This window comes from Streptomyces telluris (genome assembly GCF_024519335.1).
Taxonomy (GTDB): Bacteria; Actinomycetota; Actinomycetes; order Streptomycetales; family Streptomycetaceae; genus Streptomyces; species Streptomyces telluris.
Window position 1 is genome coordinate 16,452 of sequence record NZ_JANIID010000038.1, and the last position, 15,728, is coordinate 32,179.

Below are 15,728 nucleotides of genomic sequence, written 5' to 3' on the forward strand. Positions count from 1 at the left end.
GAGCCCCATGGACCAGACCGTCGTCATCACCGGTGCCAGCGCCGGGATCGGCCGTGCGACGGCCCGCCTGTTCGCCCGGCGCGGCGCCCGGGTGGCGCTGCTGGCCCGTGGCGACGGCGGGCTGGCGGCCGCCGCCGCCGAGGTCGCCGAGCTGGGCGGGAAGCCCCTGGTGCTGCCCACCGACGTGGCCGACCACGCCCAGGTGGAGGCCGCGGCGGCCGCGGCCGAGGACGCGTTCGGCCCGATCGACGTATGGGTCAACGCGGCCTTCGTCTCCGTCTTCGCCCCCTTCACCCGCATCGAACCGGAGGAGTACGAGCGCGTCACCGCCGTCACCTACCTCGGCTGCGTCCACGGCACCCGGGCCGCGCTGCGCCGGATGCTGCCGCGCGACGCGGGCACGATCGTCCAGGTCGGCTCGGCGCTCGGCCACCGCTCCGTGCCCCTGCAGTCCGCCTACTGCGGCGCCAAGCACGCCGTCAACGGCTTCACCTCGGCCGTACGGACCGAGCTGCTCGCCCGGCACAGCAACGTGCGCGTGACGGTCGTGCAGATGCCCGCGGTCAACACGCCCCAGTTCTCCTGGGTCCTGTCCAGGCTGCCGAACCACCCCCGGCCCGTGGCGCCCGTCTACCAGCCCGAGGTCGCCGCCCGCGCCGTCGTCCACGCGGCCGCGCACCCGCGGCGCAAGCAGTACTACGTCGGCGCCTCGACCGTCGCCACGATCCTCGCCGACAAGGCGGCCCCCGCCCTCCTGGACCGCTACCTGGCCCGTACCGGCATCGACGCGCAGCAGACCGACGAACAGGTGCGGGCGGACCGGCCGCACAACCTGTGGGAGCCGGTGGACGACACCGGCGGGGGCGACTACGGCGCGCACGGCGTCTTCGACGCCGAGGCCCACGCGCGCTCCCCGCAGGCCGCCCTCGCCCGCCACCCCCTCCTGCTCCCGGCCGCGGCCCTGCTCGGCACGGCCGCCGCCGTCCGGACGCTCCTGCGGCGGCGCCGGGACTGAGACCGGGTGTTTCCCCGCCGCCCGTTGCGGTTACCCAGGAGTCCGAAGCCCCGCCCTCCAGGAGGACACACCCCGATGACGGAATACGGCTACTTCCTCTCCACCGAGGAACACGGCCCCGCCGACCTGGTCGAACAGGCGCGCATGGCCGAGCAGGCGGGCTTCACCTCCCTGTGGATCTCCGACCACTTCCATCCGTGGAACGGGGAACAGGGCCAGGCCCCCTTCGTCTGGTCGGTGATCGGCGCGCTCTCGCAGGCCACCTCCCTGCCCGTCCGCACGGCCGTCACCTGCCCGGTCATGCGGCTGCACCCGGCCGTCACGGCCCAGGCGGCGGCCACGGCCGCCGTCCAGCTCGGCGGGGGCTTCCGGCTCGGCGTCGGCAGCGGGGAGGCGCTCAACGAGCACATCCTCGGCGGCGCCTGGCCGCAGGCGGCGATCCGGCTGGAGATGCTGCAGGAGGCCGTCCAGGTGATGCGGCTCCTCTTCGAGGGCGGCGAGGTCAGCCACCACGGCAAGCACTACACCGTGGAGAACGCCCGGCTGTACACCGTGCCCGACGAACCCGTGCCCATCGACGTCTCGGCGTTCGGGCCGACCGCGACCGAGCTGGCCGGGCGCATCGGCGACGGCTTCATCACGATGGCCCCCGACGCGGAGGCCGTCGACCGCTTCCGGCGCAGCGGGGGCGGCGCCAAGCCCGTCTTCGGCGGGCTGAAGGTGTGCTGGGGCACCGACCGCGAGGAGGCCGTGCGCACCGCGCACCGCCTGTGGGCCAACGAACAGCTCCCCGGGGAGCTGCCCCAGATCCTGCCGACGCCCCGGCACTTCGAACAGGCGAATGAGCTGGTTCCGGTGGAGCGCGTCGCCGAAGCGGTCACCTGCGGGGACGACGTGGACGCGCACCTGGCAGCGATCACGGCGTACGCCGACGCCGGGTTCGACACCGTCTTCGTCAACCAGATCGGGCCCGACCAGCGCGGCTTCTTCGACTTCTACCGCAGCAAGGTGCTGCCGCAACTGCCGGACTGATCGTGCTGCCGGACTGACCCTCCGGACCGGCGGAAAGACGGAAAGGACGCTTCATGACCATGCGGATCGCATTCCTGGCGGCACCGGAGGGTGTCGAGCAGGTCGAGCTGACGGAGCCCTGGCGGGCCGTGCTGGAGGCCGCCGGCGCGCCGCGGCTGGTGTCGACGAAGACCGGCCGCATCCAGGCCTACCACCACCTCGACAAGGCCGACACCTTCGCCGTCGACGAGGACGTGGTCACGGCGCGGGCCGGGGACTTCGACGGGCTCGTCCTGCCGGGCGGCGTCGCCAACCCCGACTTCCTGCGCACGGACGAGCGGGCCGTCTCCTTCGTCAAGGACTTCTTCGACGCGGGCAAGCCGGTTGCGGCGATCTGCCACGCCCCCTGGACCCTGGTCGAGGCCGGTGTCGTGCGCGGCCGCACCCTCACCTCCTGGCCGAGCCTGCGCACCGACATCCGCAACGCGGGCGGCACCTGGGTGGACGAGGAGGTCAAGGTCTGCACCTGCGCCCCCGCCACCCTGATCACCAGCCGCAAACCGGCCGACCTCAAGGCGTTCTGCGCGGCCTTCATGACCGAGTTCCGCAAGGCGGCCGGAGGCTGATGCCCGCTCCGGAGGACTACGACGCGAGCCCCTTCGTTCCCGGCGGAGCCGACCTGCAGGGCCTGCGGGACGCCGCGGCCGGCTGCCGGGGCTGCCCGCTGTTCCGCGAGGCCACGCAGACCGTCTTCGGCTCCGGCGAGGCCTCCGCCCGGGTGGTGCTCGTCGGCGAGCAGCCGGGCGACCAGGAGGACCGCAAGGGGGAGCCGTTCGTCGGCCCGGCCGGAGGCGTGCTGACCCGGGCGCTCGCGGAGGCCGGCATCGACCCGGCGCAGGCGTACGTCACCAACGCCGTCAAACACTTCAAGTTCGAGCAACAGGCGCGGGGCAAGCGCCGCATCCACAAGGCGCCCAACCTCCACGAGATCAGCGCCTGCCGCCCCTGGCTCGCCTCCGAGCTGCGGCTGATCGGCCCGGAGGTGGTCGTCGCCCTCGGCGCGACCGCCGGCAAGTCCCTGCTCGGATCTTCCTTCCGGGTGACACAGCAGCGTGGCATCCCCCTGCCGATGCCGTCACTCGACGGAGACGGCGACGGGGACGGGGAGGGCGAGGGCACGCTCGTGGCGACCATCCACCCGTCAGCCGTGCTGCGCGCGGACGAGCGGGCCCGCGCCGACGCGTACGCGGGCCTGGTCGCGGACCTCGGCGTGGCGGCCCGGCTGCTGCGCGGCGGGAGCGGGTGAGCGGCCGGCCCGCAGGCCCGGCACCGGCAGGGCACGCGGCCCGTACCCGGGCGGTCCGCACCGGGAAAGCGCACGGCGGGAAGGGCGTTTTCCTGCGCGGGAGCGGCCTTGCGCGACATGCTGAGTGCATGTCCGATCACAGCGAGCGAGTGCCGGGGTACCGGCAGATCAGGATGGCTGCGCCCGGCGCCCCGGTCGCCGCCCCGGCGGACGAGGAGGCGTGGCGGGCGCGCGAGGAACAGGAGCGCAGACGACGGCTCGGCGCAGCGGGACGGGGCGGGGCGCGGCGGGGCCCGGAGGCGCAGGACCAGGCCCGTCGTGCCTAAACTGGTGCCGTGCAGAGGGGGGTTGGCAGACGATGAGTGAAGAGAGGGACGGTCCGGGCCGGCGCCGGCTGACGGTGGCGCAGAAGCTCGACCACCTGCTCAAGATGCGTGCCGGGCCCAGCGAGAACGGGAAGCCGTCCTACAAGAAGCTGGCGGCGGAGATAGCCGCCCAGTCCGGCGAGACCTTCTCCAGCGTCTATCTGTGGCAGCTGCACCGCGGGGAGCGCACGAACCCGACGCTGCGGCACCTGCGCGCGATGGCCACGTACTTCGACGTGCCCGTCTCCTATTTCACCGAGGACGACGTGGCCCGCCGGATGATCGACGAGGAGGTGCTGGCCGGCCGCGAGCTGGATCAGGCCATGGCCGAGGCCGGAGTGAGCGCGGTGTACCTGCGCGGCGACCTCGCGGCGCTCTCCCCGGAGGGGAAGCGGATGGCCGCCGACATGATCCGCCAGCTCCGCGAGCTGGAGCAGGGCACCAGGCGCGCCTAGCGCCTGCCGGGGCCCCACCCCCGAACCCCCACGAGAGCCGTGCTCTGCCGAGCCACGGGCGCTGCGTACCGCGCGGCGTCCGTGGCTTCGGCATGCGGTTGAAATGCCCCAACTCTCAAGTTAGGGTCACTTCTTGTGTCGCCATAAGCTACGGTGAACCAACTATTGGTCAACTTGTTCATACGAGTTAACGTCTTCATCGACTTCACGGTCCGGCCTCCTGAGACACATCACTACCCACGGCATCACGGCAGCAAAGACCGGGCCGTCACACGGGGGACCCGGGGGAGTGGCATGCAGCTCCGGGACGGCCCCGCCGCCTTACGGGGAGGGCACGCGCGTGCACGACATCCTGAAAGCCGCCGGTGACGGCCGGGGCCAGAGCATCCTCATCGAAGGCACGGCCGGCATGGGGCGCACCAGGCTCCTGCGCCACGCCATGGACCAGGCCGGCGAGCACGGCCTCCACCTGCTCTCCGCGCGGGCCCGCGCCTCCGAGCAGGACGTCGAGTACAGCATCGCCCAGCAGCTCATGGCCGGGGCCCGGAGCATCCTGGACGGCGCGGGCGCGGGGCAGCAGGGCCCCGGAGGCGGGGCCCCAGCCCCCTGGGAGGCCCACCTGAACTGCCCCGCGCCGTACGCCCCGCACGCCGCGCCCGGATCCGGCGCGGTCCACCCGCTCGCCCGGCTGCTGTCCACGGGCACCCCGCTGATGCTGGCCATCGACGACCTCCAGTGGGCCGACACCGCGTCCCTGCGCTGCCTCGGCTACCTGATGGCCCGGCTGGAGAACACCCCGGTCGCCCTCGTCGCCACCGTCGCCCTCGGCGAGACCCCCGGCGACCCGGTGCTGGCGGAGGTGCTCTCCTCGTTCCGCCACCGGGTCCTCTTACGGGACCTCACCACCGAGGACACCGCCCGCATCGCCGCCGACACCTTCACCGTCCCGGACGCCGCCGACGCCGCGCCCGACCCCCGCTTCGTCGCCGCGTGCCGCACCGCCACCGGCGGCAGCCCCTACCTCCTCGAAGCCCTCTTCCGCGTCATGCGCCTGCACGGCCTGCGGCCCGACGCCGACGCCGCGCGCCGCATCGGGGAACTCGCCCCGGTGGAGGTCGCCGACACCCTGCTGCCGCGCTACGACCGCGCCTACCCCGGCGCCGCCTCCGTGCTCCAGGCCACCGCGGTCCTCGACGGCTCCGCCACCACCCCCATGATCGCCCGGCTGCTCGGGCTGGACGCCCTGGGCGCGGCCGACATCGTCGACGCCCTCGTCCGCGCCGGCGCCCTCACCGGGCAGGAGACGGTCGTCGGCTTCGCCCGCCCGGTCCTGCGCGCCGCGGTCCTGGCCCGCATCCCGCCCAGCCGCCGCGACGCCCTGCACGCCCGCGCCGCCCAGCTCCTCCACGAGTCGGGCGCCCCCGCCGAGCGCGTGGCCACCCAGCTCCTGCGCGTCCGCAGCACCCTCGGCCTGCACTGGACCTGCTCCGTGCTGTGCACGGCCGCCGGAGAGGTGATCCAGCGCGGCGACGTGGACCGGGCCCGGGCCTATCTCCACCGCGGCCTGGAGGAGTGCGAGGGCCTGTGCCGGGCCAAGCTGCTGCGCGCCCTCGGCCAGATCGAGCTCGCCGCCGACCCGGCCGCCGCGGTCGAACACCTGCGGCGCGCGCTCGCCCTCCAGCCCGACGCCGCCGGGCGCGCCGACATCCGGCTGTGCATCGCCCACGCCCTGCAGCTCCTGGGCCGCCCCGAGGAGGCCGAGCGCGTCCTCCTGGAAGGCATGGCGGAGGCCCGCAGCGCGGAAGAGTCCTCCGCGGCCGTCCTGCGGGCCGAGCGCTGCCTGCTGCGCGAGCTGAACCACGCCGTCGACGCGGCCGTCGAGGCGGACTGCGCCGGCGTGGGCGACCTGCTCCCGCTGGAGGCCGGCGCCACGCCCGGCGAGCGCCACACCCGGCTGAGCCTGGCCGCCCTGCGCTCCTCGCGCCGCGGCGAGGAGCGCGACCGGGCCGTGCACCAGGCCCGGCAGGCCCTGCAGGAGGAGCACACCAGCCTCGACTGGCGCATCGCGACCCGCACCGTGCCCCTGCAGGTGCTCGCCCGCGCCGACGAGCTCGACCTCGCCCTGTCCGAGTGCCGGGCGCTGCTGGACCGCGCGCGGGCCGAGGGCTCGCGCACCCTGCTCACCATCGCCCACAGCATGCGCGCCGAAGTGCGCTACCGCACCGGTGACATACCCGGCTGCCTGGAGGACGCCCGCAGCGCCCTGGAGCCCGCCGGGACCTCGCCCTCCGGGCACTGGAGCCGCACCGGCCAGGCGGTGGCGGCGGTCGTCGCCTCGCTGCTGGAGACCGGCGAGCTGCGCGAGGCCAACCGGGCCCTGAGCGACTTCGCCCTGGACGGCGACGTGCCCGAGGGCGCCGGATTCGCGGCCCTGCTCTTCCACCGCGGCCGGCTCCGCGTGGCCTGCGGCCACCCGCAGGCGGGGCTGGCCGACCTGCTGGAGTGCGGCCGCCGGCTGGCCGACGCCGGCCAGCTCAACCCCGCGGTCCTCTCCTGGCGTTCCGAGGCCGCGCTCGTGCACGCGGCGCTCGGCGAGCGCGACACCGCGCTCGTCCTCGTCGACGAGGAGCTCGCCCGCGCCCGCCACTGGGGCGGCCGCCGGGCGACCGGCCGGGCCCTGCGGGCGAGCGGGCTGCTGGCCAAGGGCCTGGGCGGCGAGGAGGCGCTGCGGGAGGCCGTCGAGGTGCTGGAGGACTCCTCCGCCCGGCTGGACCTGGCGCGGGTGCTCACCGACCTCGGCATCCTGATGCGCAAGTCCAGCCGGCTCGGCGAGGCGCGCGAGCACCTGCGGCGCGCGCAGTCGCTGGCCGAGCAGTGCGGGGCCGCCGTGCTGGCCCAGACGGCCCGTCAGGAGCTGCTGGTGGCCGGGGCCCGGCCGCGGCGGCCGACCGAGGTGGGCATCGACGCCCTCACCCCGACCGAACGCCGCGTCGCGCTCATGGCGGTCGCCAAGTTCACCAACCGCGAGATCGCGGGGAAGCTCTTCGTCACCCAGCGCACCGTCGAGCTGCACCTCAGCCGCGTCTACCGCAAGCTGGCGGTGACGGGCCGCTCCGGTCTGGCGGAGTATTTCGCGGAGCTCCCGGAGAGCGGGGGAGCGGCAGGCTCCGAGCACGCCGTGGAGCGGGCCTGGCCGGACGTCCGGAGCGGTGCGCGCGACAGGGCGGCCGTCTGAGGCGGCCGGTGCGGCCGCGCGCCGCCGGCCGGGTGCGGCGGCTCACGCGCCGCGCCGGCCGGCGAAGTCCAGCCGCTCCTCGACGGCGATGCCGTACCAGCTCAGCTGCCGCACCTTGTCGGGGTTGCTGGTCAGCAGCCTGACCCGGGAGACGCCCAGGGCCCGGAGCATCTGGGCGGCGGCGTGGTAGTCGCGGGCGTCGTCCGCCAGGCGCAGGCCGTGGCCCGTTCCGGCGCGGCCGGTGCCGCGGTCCTGGACGCTGTACGCGTCGAGCTTGTCGTAGAGGCTGAGGTCCGTGCCGCCCGTGCTCTCCTGGCGCAGGTAGATCAGGATGCCGCCGTCCGCCGCCACCCGCTGCAGCGACTCGTCCAGCTGCGAGCCGCAGTCGCAGCGGCCCGAGCCGAGGACGTCGCCGGTCAGGCACTCGGAGTGGACGCGCACCAGCGGGACGCCGGGGTCGCGGCTGTAGGACACCGCGATGTGCTCCAGGCCGTCGGAGAGCCCGTCGAAGGTGATGACGTGCGCGGTCTGCCAGGAGCCGTCGGCCAGGTGGAGCGGGATCTCGACCCGGGAACGGACGCGGGCCCCGCCCCGGTGTCCCGCCGGGGACGGGTCCCACGTCTCGTCGTTCAGCACATCGCAGTTCAGCACTTCGGGCACGGCTGCCTCCCACGGAGATGCACATCCGGCGCGCCGTTCGCCCCGGGTCACTCCAGCATCACCGCCGGGGCGGTCCCGTACAGCACGGACCGGCCCGGTACAGCGACCGAAGCTTTTCCGCGCCGCGTACCGAACCGGGTCCCCGCCGGGGCGGAATCAGGCCGTTCGCTCCGATTCCTGCAGTGGCGCGGCGGCCGCGGGCGTCTCGTCCCCGGCTCCGCCGTCGCCGGCGAACTTGCGGACGGCGGTGCGCAGTCCCGCGGCGATGCCGAGGAAGGCGCACACCGCGGCGATGACGTAGATGATGCCGAGTCCGCGGCTGTCGTTCCAGTCGTGCGAGGAGCCGTACGCGGTGATGGCTGTGCCGAGGCCGGTCATCACGGCCACGGACAGCGTCTCGCACAGCTGCAGGCTGGAGCTCGCCGAGCCCTCCTTGCCCTTGGGGGCCAGCGACAGGACGATCGTGGTGACGGCGGGGTAGACGAAGCCCATGCCGAGGCCGGCGATCGCCCAGCCGACGATCGCGAGCGGGACGCTTTTGAGGTCGGTGCCGACGGCCAGGGCGATCAGCGCGTCACCGGCCACCAGGAGGACGAAGCCGAGGACGACGCGGGCGTGCCGGCCCTTGCCGCCGCTGCGGGTGTCCAGCTTGGCCTGGAGCCAGGCGCCGCTGACCCAGGTGAGGGCGCCCGCGGACAGCGCGAGGCCGGAGCCGAGCGTGCTCAGGCCGAGGACGCGGGTCATGCTGAGCGGGAAGAAGGACTCGCCGCCGTAGTAGGCGGCGCTGACCAGGCCGCGCACGATCATGCCGGCGGGCATGCCGCGGCGGACGGTGAGCGTGCCCGCCGGGAGCAGCTTGTTCAGCACGGGCAGGGTGATGGCGATGCCGACCACGACCAGCGGCACCAGCACGGCGATGTTGCGGTTCTCCAGGCCGGCCAGCAGCGCGCCGACGCCGAGCACCAGCAGCACCGTCAGCGGCAGCCGGTTCTCGCCCGGCGAGCCGTCGCCGGTGGGCTTGAGCTTGCGCATCGCCGGCAGGGTGAGCAGCGCGGCGATCGGCACCAGCGGCACGAGGATGAGGAAGACCACCCGCCAGTTGGTCGCACTGGCGATGGCACCCGCGATGGCCGGGCCGAGCAGGGCGGGCAGGGTCCACGCCGAGGCCACCAGGGCGAGCATCCGGGCGCGCAGCGCGTCGGGGTAGGCGAGGCCGACGATCAGGTAGGCCAGGGCCAGCACGCCGCCGACGCCCAGGCCCTGCAGGATGCGGCCGGCCAGCAGGATCCACCAGTTGGTGGCCACCGCGGCGACCACGCAGCCGATGACGAAGACGATGAAGGCCTGCACGTAGGGGCGGGTGGGCCCGGCCTTGTCGGCGCCCTGCCCGGCGGCGATGGTGCCGAAGAGGTTGGCGAGCATGAAGGCGGTGAAGGCCCAGCCGAAGAGGTGGACCCCGTCCAGGTCCTCGGCGGCCTCGGGCAGGACGGTCGCGACACCCAGCCAGAGGAAGGCCACCAGGGTGACGGACGTGATGAGCCCTAAGGACAGCGCGCGGTATTGCGGCGAGAGGACGCCGCCCTCGGCGGGGTCGGCGGCGGGCGCCTCGGTCTTGTCGGTCATCGGACCTCCGAACCAGCGGTACATAGGCAATTTGCTATTTAGGAGATCCACTATATAGGCGCTGTTTGATAGCCTGTCAAACGTGAGAGACACTGCGGAGGACAAGACGGACGTCGCCATGCTCCGGGCGCTCGGACACCCCGTGCGGCTCGGCATCATGCGCGCGCTGGCGGCCGAACCCGAGACGTGCGCCTGTGACTTCACCGAGCTCTTCGAGGTCACCCAGCCGACCATCAGCCAGCACCTGAAGGTGCTGCGCGAGGCCGGCCTCGTGGTCACCCGCCGCCGCGGCACCCAGATCTGCTACTCGGTCCGCCCCGACGGGCTCGACCGGCTCCACGAACTCCTGACGGCCATTCAGCCGCCGCGGCTGGCCGCCGCCGGCTGACCGCCCGCCCCGCCCCGGTGCCCGCACGGACACCGGGGCCGGCGGCGCGCCCTCAGCGGACCGCTTCGAACATGACGATGGGCGGATTGGCCAGGAACCCCTCCCAGTACGCGGCCCCGAAGCGTTCGAGCACCGCCTGCGGCACGTGCAGCGGCACCCACGACACCTTCGCGAACCCCGCCGCCGCGAACGCCGCCTCGTACACCTGCGGCCGGATCAGGCACGTCTCGAAGGTGATCGGCGGCTCCAGCGCCGCGGTCACCCGGATCCGGGTGCCGAAGGCCGAGGTCTCCAGGGGGTCGAAGGCGAAGCCGTACGGGTCGGGCAGCGGCCCCTCGAAGGAGAAGCGCGGGTTCTGCGTCACCCCGATGAACCGCCCTCCCCGCGGCAGCCGTTCGAACGCGCCGCGGCACATGGCCGTGAGCGTCGCCTCCTCCCGCGCGTAGTTGAGGAGGTAGGCCGCGGTCACCACGTCGAAGCGGCCGAGGTCCGGCAGGTCCGCGGCGTCCGCGGCCACGTAACGGGTGCCCAGCGGCGCCCGCTCCTCGACCGCCCGCGCGGCCGCGACCATCTCCTCCGAGACGTCCGCGCCCACCACCCGCCGCGCGCCCAGCATCTTCGCCTGGCGGGTGTAGAAGCCGTCGCCGCACGCCAGGTCGAGGACGTCCAGCCCGGTCACGTCGCCGAGCAGGGCCAGGAAGCTCGCGCGCTCCGGGTGGACCGTGGGCAGCGACCGCGCGTCCTCCCAGCGGGCTCCGATCACGTCGTACTGCGCGGCGGTGCGCTCTTGGGTCATGAGGGGTCTCCTCCGGTGGGCGGGGCCCCGGCCGTGACCGGCTCGGGGAAGGCGGTGGGGGCGGCCGGTGGCGCGGGCGTGCCGGAGGCCCGGTGGATCGGGCCGTGCGCGTCCCGCAGCGGCAGGCCCGTCCCGCCGTGCCGGACCGCGATCAGCTCGGCGGCGATGGACACGGCGGCCTCCTCGGGCGTGGACCCGCCGAGGTCCAGCCCGATCGGGGAGCGCAGCCGGGCCAGTTCCTCCTCACCGGCGCCCGCCTCCCGCAGCCTCCGCAGCCGGTCCTCGTGCGTGCGCCGCGACCCCATCGCGCCGACGTAGGCGACCGGCAGCCGCAGCGCGGCCCGCAGCAGGGGGACGTCGAAGCGCTCCTCGTGGGTCAGGACGCAGATGACCGTGCGCCCGTCCCAGGCGGCCCCGGCGAGATAGCGGTGCGGCCACTCCCGCACCACCTCGTCGGCGTCGGGGAACCGCTCGGGGGTGGTGAAGGCCGGCCGGGCGTCGCACACGGTCACGTGGTAGCCGAGGAACCTGCCCATCCGGGCGAGGGCGCGGGCGAACTCCACCGCGCCGAAGACCAGCATCCGGGGCCGGGAGAGGAAGGAGTGCACGAACACGCGCGCGGCGGCGGAGCCCGCCCGCACCCGCACCTGCCCGGTGCGGCCGCGCTCCAGCATCCGCGAGGCCTCCGCGGCGGCCGCCCGGTCGAGCGCCGCGTCGCCCAGCGAGCCGGAGACCCCCGCGGGCCCCACGGCCAGCCAGGCGCCCGGCTCCGGCGTGCCGCCCACGCAGGTGACGTGCGCGAGCGGTCCGCCCGGTCCGCCGGGCGCCTCCAGGGCCGCCAGGACCGCGTCCCACTGCGGCTCCCGCTCCGGCACCACCCGGCGGACCAGCACCTGCAGCGTGCCGCCGCACGTCAGCCCGGCGGCGAAGGCGTCCTCGTCCCCGACGCCGTACTCCGCCAGGAACGGACCGTCCCCCAGGGCGGCCCGGCGGGCCAGTTCGTAGACCTCCGCCTCGACACAGCCCCCCGACACGCTGCCCGCCACCTCGCCGCCGGGGCCGACGGCGAGCGCGGCGCCCGGCTGCCGGGGCGCGCTGCCGCGCACCCCGACCACCGTCGCCAGCCCGAAGGGGGCGCCCGCCGCGTGCCAGCGGCGCAGCACCGGAGCGATGCCCAGCACCGTGCTCACCGCCCCCCGGCGTCGTCCGCGGCCGTCAGCCCCGCCACGTCCTCCGGGCGCAGCGGGATGCGCGGCAGGGCCAGGCCGGTGGCGTCGCGCACGGCCGCCGCCACGGCGGCGGGGCTGGAGATGTTCGGCGGCTCGCCCACGCCGCGCACGCCGTAGGGGGCGTGCGGGTCGGCCAGTTCGAGCACGTCCACGTGCATCGGCGGCACGTCGTGGACGGTGGGGATGAGGTAGTCGGTGAACGAGGGGTTCTGCATCAGGCCGCCCTCGACCCGGATCTCCTCCATCAGCGCGAGCCCCAGGCCCTGCACCGTGCCGCCGTGGATCTGGCCCAGCAGGGCCTGCGGGTTGACGGCCTTGCCGACGTCCTGCGCGGTGGCGATCTCCACCGTCCGGACGAGGCCGAGCTCCACGTCCACGTCCACCACCGCCCGGTGGGCGGCGAAGGCGAACTGGAAGACCGAGTCGCCCTGTCCCGTGCGCGGGTCCAGAGGGAACGTCGGCCGGTGGTGCCACTCCACGGTCTCCTCGACCGCCTCGTCGCCCAGCACGTCGGCCAGCTTGCACAGCACCTCCCCGCCGGCCCCGGTCACCGCCTCGCCGGACAGGCCCGCGGCGGTGCCGGGCCGGCCCAGCAGGCGGTCCGCGCGCTCCAGGACGCGGGCCCGCACCGCCTCGGCCGCCGCCTTGACCGCGCCGCCGGTGACGTACGTCTGGCGGGAGGACGACGAGGGGCCGGCCGAGCCGAAGGCGCTGTCCCCGAACTCCACCGCCACCTGCTCGACGCCGAGTTCGGTGCGGGCGATCTGGGCCTGCACGGTCACCACGCCCTGGCCGACCTCGGCCGCCGCGCTGGTGACCACCGCCCGCACCTGCCCGCCGCCGGCCTCCAGCCGGACCCGGGCCGTGGAGTAGTCGTCGAAGCCCTCCACGAAGCCGACGTTCTTGAATCCGACGGCGTAGCCCACGCCGCGCACGACCGACTCGCCCCGCGAGGTGGTGCCGGTCAGGTGGCCGCCTTCCGGCAGCGACGGACCGGGCATCGGCCGCTCCCGCACCCGGCGCAGGAGCTCTGCGACCGGCGCCGGGTGGTCCAGGACCTGGCCGTTGGCCACCGCCGACCCCTCGGCGACCGCGTTGCGGATCCGCAGCTCCACCGGGTCCATGCCCAGCTCGCGGGCGAGCCGGTCCATCTGCGACTCGTAGCCGAAGCAGGTCTGTACGGCGCCGAAGCCCCGCATCGCCCCGCACGGCGGGTTGTTGGTGTAGACGACGCGCACGTCCACCTCGGCGTCCGGCACCTCGTACGGGCCCAGCGAGCAGGTGGCGACGGTGCCGGCCACGGCGGGGGAACTGGAGGAGTACGCGCCGCCGTCGAGGACGATCGACGCCTTGACGTAGACGAGCCGGCCGTCGCGCGTGGCGCCGTGCTCGTAGGCCATCTTCGCCGGGTGGCGGTGCACGTGGCCGACGAAGGACTCGCCGCGCGTGTAGCACATCTTCACCGGGCGGCCGGTGCGCAGCGCCAGCAGGCAGGCGTGCGCGTGCATCGACAGGTCCTCGCGCGCGCCGAACGCCCCGCCCACGCCCGCCAGGTACAGCCGCACCTTCTCGCGCGGCAGGCCCAGGGCCTCGACGACCTGGTCGTGGTCGACGTGCAGCCACTGCGTGGCGACGTGCAGGGAGACCCCGCCGTCCGGGTCGGGCACGGCCAGGCCGGATTCGGGCCCCAGGAACGCCTGGTCCTGCATGCCGACCTCGTAGACGCCGCGCACCACCACGTCGGCGGTGAGCGGCTCCCCGCGCGCGGCGCGGCCGCGGCGCAGGGGGACGTGCCGCAGGAGGTTGCCGCCCGGGTGCACGGCGGGGGAGTCCGGGGAGGCGGCCGCCCCGGCGTCGGTGACCGGCGGCAGCACCTCGTAGGCGACGCGCACCAGTTCCGCGGCGCGGCGGGCCGTCGCCGGGTCCTCGGCGGCCACGACGGCGACTGGCTCGCCCTCGTAGCGCACGGTGTCCACGGCGAGCACCGGCTGGTCGACGACCATCGAGCCGTGCAGGTTGCGGCCGGGCACGTCGCGGTGGGTCAGCACCGCGCGGACGCCGGGCAGGGCCAGCGCCGCCGAGGTGTCGACGGAGAGGATCCGGGCGTGCGGGTGGGGGCTGCGCAGCGTCGTGCCCCACAGCATGCCCTCCGCCTCCAGGTCGGAGGAGTACGCGAAGGCGCCCCGGACCTTCAGCGGCCCGTCGGGGCGCGGCGCGCTGTCGCCGACCGTCCCGGGAGCGCGGCGGGCGTGCGGGGCGTGCGGGGTCACGGGCGGGGCTCCAGGGATCGCGTGCGGTCGGCGGCCAGGCGGACGGCTTCGAGGATGTGCCGGTAGCCGGTGCAGCGGCACAGGTTCCCCGCGAGGGCGTCCTTGATCTCGGCCTCGCCGGGGTCGGGGCAGCGGCGCAGCAGGTCCTCGGTGGCCTTGAGCATGCCGGGCGTGCAGAAGCCGCACTGCACGGCGCCGCAGGCGAGGAAGGCCTCCTGCACCGGGTGCGGCCCGTCCCCGCCGTCCATGCCCTCGACCGTCTCCACGCTCCGGCCGTGGGCCTGGGGCGCGGGCACCAGGCACGCGCACACCAGCACCCCGTCCAGGTGGACCGAGCACGAGCCGCACTGGCCCTGCTCGCAGGCGTTCTTCGTGCCGTGCAGGCCGAGGCGCTGCCGCAGGACGTACAGCAGGCTCTCCGTCCCGGCCACGCCCTCGACGTCGTGCCGCTCGCCGTTCACCGTCAAGGTCAGGCGCATGACTCCCTCTCCGTCCGCCGGTCCGCGCGGTGGTCGTCCCACACCCGGCCGAGGGCCCGGCGCGCCAGCACGGCCACCGCGTGCCGGCGGTAGGCGGACGAGCCGCGCACGTCGTCGGCCGGTGCGGTCGCCGCCGCGGCCAGTTCCCCGAAGCGCTGGAGCACGCCCTCCGGGAGCGGCCCCCGCGTCCGCCACAGCCCCCGTTCGGCGAGCTCCCCGGCGATGAACCGCTCGGCCTCCAGGGCCGGCAGGGGCACCGGCGCCGCCGAGCCGATGCCGGTGCCCACCCACGCGCGGGAGGGCCACAGCGCCACGGCGAACGAGCAGGTCGCCATCACCACGGCGCCGCGCCGCCCGGCCTTGGCGTAGGCCTGCGGGCCCTGCGCCTCCGGTATCCGCACCGCGCGGATCAGCTCGTCCGGCGCGCGGACCGTGCGGCCGGGGCCGGTGTAGAAGTCCCGTACCGGCACCCGGCGGGCGCCGCGCACGGACACCAGCTCCACCTCCGCGCCGCACGCCAGCAGCACGGGGTGGACGTCGCCGGTGGGGGAGGCGGTGCCGAGGGCGCCGCCCACGGTGCCGCGGTTGCGGATCTGGCGGGAGCCCACGGTGCGGGCCGCCGCCACGAGTCCGGGCAGCGGTGCGGCCAGTTCCTCGATGATCCGGGTGTAGGGCACCGCAGCGCCCAGCCGGACCTCGCCGGCCGACCGCTCCCAGCGGGCCAGGGAGGCTGTCCGGGTGAGGTCGACGGCGGCCGCGGGGTGCTCGCGGCCCGTGCTCAGGCGCACCATCACGTCGGTGCCGCCCGCCACGGGGACCGTGCCCGCGCGGGCGGCCATGGCCTCCAGCACGTCGTCGAGGCGCTCGGGCAGCAGGAAGTCCATGGGGAGCCGTGC

At 75.2% G+C, this 15,728-nt stretch carries 15 protein-coding genes; 8 read left to right on the forward strand and 7 right to left on the reverse strand.

Going from position 1 to position 15,728, the window contains the following annotated elements; genetic code table 11:
• Nucleotides 1-7: 7 nt before the first annotated feature.
• From NQU55_RS30645 to NQU55_RS30675, 7 genes are all read left to right on the forward strand, one after another.
• A complete protein-coding gene (locus NQU55_RS30645; protein ID WP_168092246.1) occupies nucleotides 8-1,015 on the forward strand; it encodes an SDR family oxidoreductase in 1,008 nt (335 codons plus the stop codon).
• A gap of 75 nt (nucleotides 1,016-1,090) precedes the next feature.
• Nucleotides 1,091-2,047, forward strand: coding sequence for a TIGR03557 family F420-dependent LLM class oxidoreductase (locus NQU55_RS30650; protein WP_168092247.1), 957 nt, complete (start codon nucleotides 1,091-1,093; stop codon nucleotides 2,045-2,047).
• Nucleotides 2,048-2,106: 59 nt separating this feature from the next.
• Nucleotides 2,107-2,652, forward strand: coding sequence for a type 1 glutamine amidotransferase domain-containing protein (locus tag NQU55_RS30655; protein ID WP_168092257.1), 546 nt, complete (start codon nucleotides 2,107-2,109; stop codon nucleotides 2,650-2,652).
• Nucleotides 2,652-3,332: a UdgX family uracil-DNA binding protein gene (locus tag NQU55_RS30660; protein WP_168092248.1), complete on the forward strand. Its 681-nt coding sequence runs from the start codon at nucleotides 2,652-2,654 to the stop codon at nucleotides 3,330-3,332. Before NQU55_RS30655 ends, NQU55_RS30660 begins: the two co-directional genes overlap by 1 nt.
• 128 nt (nucleotides 3,333-3,460) lie before the next feature.
• The gene (locus NQU55_RS30665) at nucleotides 3,461-3,658 is read left to right on the forward strand and encodes a hypothetical protein (RefSeq protein WP_168092249.1); all 198 of its coding nucleotides are present in this window, start codon (nucleotides 3,461-3,463) and stop codon (nucleotides 3,656-3,658) included.
• Nucleotides 3,659-3,690: 32 nt separating this feature from the next.
• Entirely contained in the window at nucleotides 3,691-4,152 is a 462-nt protein-coding gene (locus NQU55_RS30670) for an XRE family transcriptional regulator (RefSeq protein ID WP_168092250.1), read from the forward strand.
• Between the two features lie 340 nt (nucleotides 4,153-4,492).
• Nucleotides 4,493-7,387: a helix-turn-helix transcriptional regulator gene (locus tag NQU55_RS30675; RefSeq protein WP_168092251.1), complete on the forward strand. Its 2,895-nt coding sequence runs from the start codon at nucleotides 4,493-4,495 to the stop codon at nucleotides 7,385-7,387.
• A 42-nt stretch (nucleotides 7,388-7,429) separates the two neighbouring features.
• Here the strand turns inward: NQU55_RS30675 and ribA are convergent, their stop codons facing one another.
• Entirely contained in the window at nucleotides 7,430-8,047 is a 618-nt protein-coding gene (gene ribA, locus NQU55_RS30680; protein ID WP_206329177.1) for a GTP cyclohydrolase II RibA, read from the reverse strand.
• 156 nt (nucleotides 8,048-8,203) lie between these two features.
• Nucleotides 8,204-9,670: an MFS transporter gene (locus tag NQU55_RS30685; RefSeq protein ID WP_168092252.1), complete on the reverse strand. Its 1,467-nt coding sequence runs from the start codon at nucleotides 9,668-9,670 to the stop codon at nucleotides 8,204-8,206.
• Nucleotides 9,671-9,752: 82 nt separating this feature from the next.
• Between NQU55_RS30685 and NQU55_RS30690 the strand changes: the two genes are divergently transcribed.
• The gene (locus tag NQU55_RS30690; protein ID WP_229899435.1) at nucleotides 9,753-10,058 is read left to right on the forward strand and encodes an ArsR/SmtB family transcription factor; all 306 of its coding nucleotides are present in this window, start codon (nucleotides 9,753-9,755) and stop codon (nucleotides 10,056-10,058) included.
• Between the two features lie 52 nt (nucleotides 10,059-10,110).
• On the opposite strand, the gene NQU55_RS30695 is transcribed toward NQU55_RS30690, so the two are convergent.
• Genes NQU55_RS30695 through NQU55_RS30715 form a run of 5 tightly spaced genes read right to left on the reverse strand, consistent with a single transcriptional unit; the run spans nucleotide 10,111 to nucleotide 15,716 of the window.
• Nucleotides 10,111-10,854 carry a class I SAM-dependent methyltransferase gene (locus NQU55_RS30695; RefSeq protein WP_168092253.1) on the reverse strand — a complete coding sequence of 248 codons (744 nt, stop codon included), beginning with the start codon at nucleotides 10,852-10,854 and terminating at the stop codon, nucleotides 10,111-10,113.
• Entirely contained in the window at nucleotides 10,851-12,035 is a 1,185-nt protein-coding gene (locus tag NQU55_RS30700; RefSeq protein WP_168092259.1) for an XdhC family protein, read from the reverse strand. The genes NQU55_RS30695 and NQU55_RS30700 overlap by 4 nt, the downstream gene beginning before the upstream one ends.
• 5 nt (nucleotides 12,036-12,040) lie before the next feature.
• Complete coding sequence (gene pucD / locus NQU55_RS30705) at nucleotides 12,041-14,353, reverse strand: xanthine dehydrogenase subunit D (protein ID WP_168092254.1); 2,313 nt, start codon at nucleotides 14,351-14,353, stop codon at nucleotides 12,041-12,043.
• Nucleotides 14,350-14,832, reverse strand: a complete 483-nt coding sequence (locus NQU55_RS30710; RefSeq protein ID WP_256791548.1) for a (2Fe-2S)-binding protein — start codon at nucleotides 14,830-14,832, stop codon at nucleotides 14,350-14,352. The genes pucD and NQU55_RS30710 overlap by 4 nt, the downstream gene beginning before the upstream one ends.
• Entirely contained in the window at nucleotides 14,823-15,716 is an 894-nt protein-coding gene (locus NQU55_RS30715) for an FAD binding domain-containing protein (RefSeq protein WP_168090973.1), read from the reverse strand. The genes NQU55_RS30710 and NQU55_RS30715 overlap by 10 nt, the downstream gene beginning before the upstream one ends.
• Nucleotides 15,717-15,728: the final 12 nt, after the last annotated feature.